The sequence below is a fragment of the Neisseria sp. HMSC068C04 genome (genome assembly GCF_001810105.1).
Classification (GTDB): Bacteria; Pseudomonadota; Gammaproteobacteria; order Burkholderiales; family Neisseriaceae; genus Neisseria; species Neisseria flavescens_B.
Map to the genome: position 1 here is coordinate 32,741 of NZ_KV799921.1, position 4,314 is coordinate 37,054.

The 4,314-nt window shown below is 47.7% G+C and carries 5 protein-coding genes and 1 tRNA gene; 4 read left to right on the forward strand and 2 right to left on the reverse strand.

Going from position 1 to position 4,314, the window contains the following annotated elements:
- The first annotated feature begins 59 nt into the window (after positions 1 to 59).
- Positions 60 to 626 carry a hypothetical protein gene (locus HMPREF2700_RS03050; protein ID WP_070589972.1) on the forward strand — a complete coding sequence of 189 codons (567 nt, stop codon included), beginning with the start codon at positions 60 to 62 and terminating at the stop codon, positions 624 to 626.
- Positions 627 to 889: 263 nt separating this feature from the next.
- Here the strand turns inward: HMPREF2700_RS03050 and HMPREF2700_RS03055 are convergent.
- Positions 890 to 965 (reverse strand) — tRNA-Asn (locus HMPREF2700_RS03055).
- A gap of 139 nt (positions 966 to 1,104) precedes the next feature.
- Positions 1,105 to 1,596, reverse strand: coding sequence for a NemA protein (locus HMPREF2700_RS03060; RefSeq protein ID WP_070589975.1), 492 nt, complete (start codon positions 1,594 to 1,596; stop codon positions 1,105 to 1,107).
- Between the two features lie 180 nt (positions 1,597 to 1,776).
- Between HMPREF2700_RS03060 and dapF the strand changes: the two genes are divergently transcribed.
- From dapF to cysK, 3 genes are all read left to right on the forward strand, one after another.
- Positions 1,777 to 2,628 carry a diaminopimelate epimerase gene (dapF, locus tag HMPREF2700_RS03065; RefSeq protein ID WP_070589979.1) on the forward strand — a complete coding sequence of 284 codons (852 nt, stop codon included), beginning with the start codon at positions 1,777 to 1,779 and terminating at the stop codon, positions 2,626 to 2,628.
- On the forward strand, positions 2,625 to 3,227 hold the full coding sequence (locus HMPREF2700_RS03070) for a hypothetical protein (protein ID WP_070589982.1): 603 nt from the start codon (positions 2,625 to 2,627) through the stop codon (positions 3,225 to 3,227). The genes dapF and HMPREF2700_RS03070 overlap by 4 nt, the downstream gene beginning before the upstream one ends.
- Positions 3,228 to 3,332: 105 nt before the next feature.
- Entirely contained in the window at positions 3,333 to 4,265 is a 933-nt protein-coding gene (gene cysK, locus HMPREF2700_RS03075; RefSeq protein ID WP_141745814.1) for a cysteine synthase A, read from the forward strand.
- The last annotated feature ends 49 nt before the right edge of the window (positions 4,266 to 4,314 follow it).

Below are 4,314 nucleotides of genomic sequence, written 5' to 3' on the forward strand. Positions count from 1 at the left end.
TCGCCTTGTCCTGATTTAAATTTAATCCACTATAAAAAACAATCGATACACCAAACAAAATGAAACCGTCCCTTTCCATCCGCTCACTTCTTTTAAGCTGTATATTCGCCGCAACAAGCGCAAACAGCTTTGCCGCCGAAACCGTCATTATTTCTCCGGATAAACAGTTCAGCGTTAAAAAAGTCTGCAACCACAAAACCAAAGAATGCTCTTTCTTTGCAGGCAAAAAAGCCATCGAGAAAAATCTTCCCGAAGACAGGACTAGCCATGAGTGGCTTGGCAATACCTTCGTATTAAGGACTAGCTTAGGATCGTATGATTCCTACACCACCTTCGCCGACCGTACCCACAAGCCCCATACGCTTTCCTCCGTCATCGCCACCGACAGCAAAACGCAATGCGCTGTGACCGCAGGTAATAAAGGCGTGTCGTTCTACTCGCTATTCCGCGACAAACCCGTCAAATTCATTGCTGCAAATGACAAAAAATTCAGTTTTCCCCAAGATGTTGTCTCGTTGGAATCCGTCATCGAAGCAGAATTCAAAGGCAAGAAAGTCCGCATGACGTATATGAACAAAGCCGAACGCCATGTCTCGGTCGTTTTAGACAATCCGTGTGTGAAATAATGTGCCAAATTTGATGGACAAGGCCGTCTGAAAAGATGCCGTTCATTCAAAAAAAACGAAACAGCCCGAAACCTGACTGAAAAAGGTTTCGGGCTGTTTGCACCTGTTCGCCAGACGAAGTGGGTAGGGTGTAAGGCGTGTCAGTTTGGCGGATAGAGACCTTTGCAAAGGTCTCATGGGGATTCAGGGGCTTTCTTTAGAAAAGAACAATCGTTCCTTATTGATGTAAAAAAGCCTGAACAGAAGTTCAGGCTTTTAAAATTTGGCTCCCCGACCTGGGCTCGAACCAGGGACCTGCGGATTAACAGTCCGTCGCTCTACCGACTGAGCTATCGGGGAATGGGGCGTATTATAATGGCTGGAAAAAATGTGTCAATCAATATTTTTAAGAAAATGGTGCAAAATATTTCAAATGTTTGAATGTTAAAAATATTTTGTAATCAAGTTTCACATGCTTCCCAGCCGTTTCAGACGGCCTTTAGTATTTGGCGTTAACCAATTTGCCGTTTTGGAACACTTGCTGCTGCATTACCGTGCCGTTGTAAGCGTAAGTGGTCAGCGAGCCGTTGCTTGGCGTGGCGCGGAACTGCATCAGCTGGTTGCGGCTGAGGACGTAGGGGTCCGTGCGTTTTTGGCTGTTGTCGCTGTAAAAGTCTTGGACGACGTATTCATTGTTGCGTTTGCTGATCAGTTGGCGATGGAAGCCGCCTTTGACTGCGCTGTTGCTGGGTGTGCCGTGCGCATCAAAATAGGTTACGATTTGTTCTTCTGTGATGCGGATACCGTCCGAATCTGTGTCTTTGGTGGTTTTGGTTTTGTCCAAGCCGACAGGGATGTTGATGGATGTACCCAAGCCGACATGGCGGCCGATGCTGGTGCCGACGCCTAAGCCGACGGAAACGCCGGGCGTGCCGACTGTACATGCGCTGAGTGAAGCGGCCAAAAGGGCGGGTAAGAGAACTTTTTTCATAATGTGTATCCTTGTAATAAGAAATGTTTGTAATGTGGGAAGTATAGTATTTTTGCGGGGTGGCTGGTGTTAGTATTGGTAAAAGGGCGCAAGGCCGTCTGAAAAACAAGATAGAAACGGATATATCATTCTGGTGTAGAATGTGCCGAAATAATGATTTAATAAGAATGTGAATGAATAATGAAAACTTTGAAATTTACGAAGATGCACGGCTTGGGCAATGATTTTATGGTGGTCAATGCCATCAATCAGGACTTTGATCCGTTGGCTGCGCCGCTTGCCCAATGGGCAGACCGCTATCGCGGCGTGGGTTTTGATCAGTTTTTGGTAGTGGAGAAGCCTTCTTCTGATGCGGTCGATTTTCGGTACCGCATTTTCAATGCTGATGGCCGGGAAGTAGAGCAGTGCGGCAATGGCGCGCGTTGTTTTGCGCGTTTTGTCGCGGATAAGGGTTTGACGGATAAAACGGAAATTTTGGTCGAAACGGCTAAAGGGATTATTGTGCCGAAGCTGTTGGATAACGGTTTGGTTACTGTCAATATGGGTAAACCGCGTTTCATGCCGTCTGAAATTCCGTTTGTGCCTGCACATGGTGAAAATGAAGATGCGCTGACACATATTGTCTTAGTCGGTTTGGAATCTGTACCGGTAAGCTGCGTGAATATGGGTAATCCGCATGCAGTGATTTTGGTTGATGATGTTGAGACGGCGCCGGTAGAGCATTGGGGCGGCGCTATTGAATCGCACCAGCAGTTTCCTGAACGGGTCAATGTCGGCTTTTTGCAGGTCGAAGATAAATTGTCAGTCCGCCTGCGCGTGTTTGAACGCGGAGTGGGGGAAACTCAGGCTTGCGGCACCGGAGCGTGTGCGGCCGTGGTGGCCGGCGTGCGTAATGGCTTGCTGAAAGCGGGTGCGCCTGTGCGTGTTACTCTGCCTGGCGGCGAATTGTTTATCAGTTGGGAAGACGGTGGTGATGTGCAAATGACCGGCCCTGCTGAAACCGTTTTTGAAGGCGAGTTGCAGTATTCATGATGGTTTCTTTGGATTTTTGGTTTGCCGTCGCGTATGCTGCGGTATCGTTGGCATTTATTTTTCGCGCGCAGCGGTTTCAATGGCTTTGGGCTGCGGTGTTGTTGTGGCTGGGGATTTCGGCACTAGGCGCGCGCTTGTTGCCCGGAATGTGGGGCTTTACGCATACAGGCCCTTTGTTTATCCCTCATTTTTATCTGACAATCGCCAGTATTTTTTTCTTTATCGATGACTGCAGTAGAACGGAAGACAAAAAGTTTTGGTCGGCAGGCGAATATGCCGGTTTGACCTTATTTGCGGTTTCCAATGTCGTCATGACTTTGGCTTTTGTTTTCTTGGCAGGCGTGGTTTATTTCATCTTGCCATTGGCAGGCGCAGTTTTTGCATGGGTGGCCTTGCTGAAAATTTATGCTTTGAAACCGATTTATTGGTTTGTTTTGCAGGGCGTGTTGATGCTGGTGTTTTATCTGCACCGCGTGGTCGTGTGCAAGCAGTCGGCGGCTTTGTTTAGTGCTACTCAGCTGCAAATGGGTTGGCTGGTTGCGGTTGTCATGCAGGCTGTGGTTGCCATGGCTTTGATTTTTGAACGGGGCGGATATTAATTTATCCAAACTAAAAGTTATAATGAAAGAAATTTTCGATATTGGTTTTTCAGACGGCCTGAGTTTAATATGCAGGCTATATCACATCTAAATCTGGAGCAGGAAATGAAAATTGCAAATAATATTACCGAGCTGATCGGCAATACACCTTTGGTGAAATTGAACCGTTTGACCGAGGGTTTGAAAGCGCAAATCGCCGTTAAGCTTGAATTTTTCAATCCGGGCAGCAGCGTGAAAGACCGTATTGCCGAAGCCATGATTGAAGCGGCGGAGCAAGCCGGTAAAATCAATAAAGATACCGTTATCGTTGAGGCGACCAGCGGCAATACCGGTATCGGTTTGGCAATGGTGTGTGCGGCCCGCGGCTATAAATTGGCGATTACTATGCCTGAAAGCATGAGTAAAGAACGCAAAATGCTGCTGCGTGCATTCGGTGCAGAGCTGATTTTGACGCCTGCTGCCGAAGGTATGGCAGGCGCTATCGCTAAAGCCCAGTCTTTGGTGGACGAACATCCAGATACTTACTTTATGCCGCGCCAATTTGATAACGAGGCTAATCCTGAAGTTCACCGCAAAACCACTGCCGAAGAAATTTGGCGTGATACAGACGGCCAAGTTGATATTTTCGTGGCCGGTGTGGGTACAGGCGGTACGATTACCGGCGTGGGCGAAGTATTGAAAAAACACAAACCCGAAGTTCAAATCGTGGCCGTCGAGCCTGAAGCTTCCCCAGTATTGAGTGGTGGTGAGAAAGGCCCGCATCCGATTCAAGGTTTGGGCGCAGGCTTTATCCCCAGTGTTTTGAATACGACTATTTACGACAGCATTGTCAAAGTACCTAACGAAGCAGCGTTTGAAACTGCGCGCGCTATGGCTGAAAAAGAAGGCATTTTGGTAGGTATTTCTTCCGGTGCCGCGGTATGGAGCGCATTGCAACTGGCTAAAAAACCTGAAAACGAAGGCAAGCTGATTGTCGTCTTGTTGCCATCGTATGGCGAACGCTATCTTTCTACGCCTCTGTTTGCCGATTTGGCATAATATAGGATTGTTGTTAAAAGGCCGAGACCTTTGCAAAATTCCTTTTTCC